The sequence below is a fragment of the Salinivibrio sp. MA427 genome (assembly GCF_001996115.1).
GTDB classification, from domain to species: domain Bacteria; phylum Pseudomonadota; class Gammaproteobacteria; order Enterobacterales; family Vibrionaceae; genus Salinivibrio; species Salinivibrio costicola.
In genome coordinates this window covers 1-1,276 of the sequence record NZ_MUFH01000473.1, presented here as the reverse complement: position 1 = coordinate 1,276, position 1,276 = coordinate 1, and the positions used below count along the sequence as shown (strand labels likewise).

At 41.7% G+C, this 1,276-nt stretch carries 2 protein-coding genes; both read left to right on the top strand.

The features are described from left to right. Positions 1-427, top strand: a 427-nt coding sequence (locus BZG79_RS15690; RefSeq protein ID WP_077774876.1) for a GNAT family protein, incomplete at its 5' end; no start/stop codon positions are given. A gap of 126 nt (positions 428-553) precedes the next feature. Beyond that, the gene (locus BZG79_RS15685; protein WP_077774875.1) at positions 554-1,150 is read left to right on the top strand and encodes a class I SAM-dependent methyltransferase; all 597 of its coding nucleotides are present in this window, start codon (positions 554-556) and stop codon (positions 1,148-1,150) included. The last annotated feature ends 126 nt before the right edge of the window (positions 1,151-1,276 follow it).

Sequence of the window (1,276 nt, the reverse complement as noted above, 5' to 3'; positions counted from 1 at the left end):
CTCACATCCATCACTAGAACAGTTTGAGAAATCTTCATTTCAAAGATTATTAAATGGTTCAGACTTACAGTTAGTCACTGTGGATGATGTACCTGTTGGGACAGTAAATTGTTACTGGGAGTGTGAAGAAACTCGCTGGCTTGAAGCTGGAATCATCATTTACGATTCTGCATATTGGTGTAAGGGTGTCGCAGCACTAGCAGTTCCTCTCTGGGTTTCGTACTTATTTAATACTAAAGAAATTGAGCGTGTTGGTATGACAACCTGGTCGGGTAACCCTCGCATGATGTCGCTAGCATTGAAATTAGGCTTCCAGCAAGAAGCTAGATTGCGGAAAGTTCGTTACTACGAGGACAAGTACTACGATTCAGTTAAATATGGGATGCTGCGTTCGGAGTGGTTAGAACGCAACTGGCAAAGTTTTTAAGAGAAATCTTCAGCGCTTGGCATTTTCAGTTTTAATCAGCTTTGGTACTTACGTACAGTGGATTAGCTAAGGGATAAGCGTTGTTCACACCTTAATTTGGCTCACTTTATTGGAATATTGAACGTTATGGATGATACTTCAGCAACTTGGCGTCAGTACTACGAAAAATCATTGTTACGCCCCCACAATCAACGCACTGAACTCGCCATTGAGTTGGATCAGTCTGGACTGAGAACCGCTGTTGATTGCGGTTGTGGAACCGGAAGTGAGATAGCGTATCTAGAGCAGCAAGGCTATCGGGTGTATGGCTTTGATATTAATCCAGACTCTATTGCGATATGTTCAGAAAGGTTTAGTTCAAAGCCGCTGGTTAAACTTTCAGAGTGCTCATTTGAGTCTTTCAATTATCCTTCTACTAGCATAGTGATAGCAAACTCAAGTTTGTTCTTTGCTGATCCGATAGAGTTTAAAAATACATGGCGAAAACTTGCTTCTTCTATCGCGGTTGGTGGTGTTTTTGTAGGTGATTTTATGGGGCCTAGAGATACTTGGGCAACGAATTTTCGGTTACCGACGGCACCGTTGAGTAAAGAACAAGTTGAGATCTTATTTGAAGAGTTTGAAATAGTCAGTTTCAAAGAGCGTGATGAACCTGGCGCGACAATGGTCGGAACCCCTAAGAATTGGCATGTTTTTTCAGTGGTTGATGTAAAACGTAGATAACAAAGGTAGTAAAAATAGGGGTGCCGTATGGCATCTTTGGTTTGCAGTGAGTTTTGGTGGTTACAGTGGCTGTAAAAGCGATGGTATGAGACTTTTGGAAGTACTTAGGGGTAATTAACATAGAAG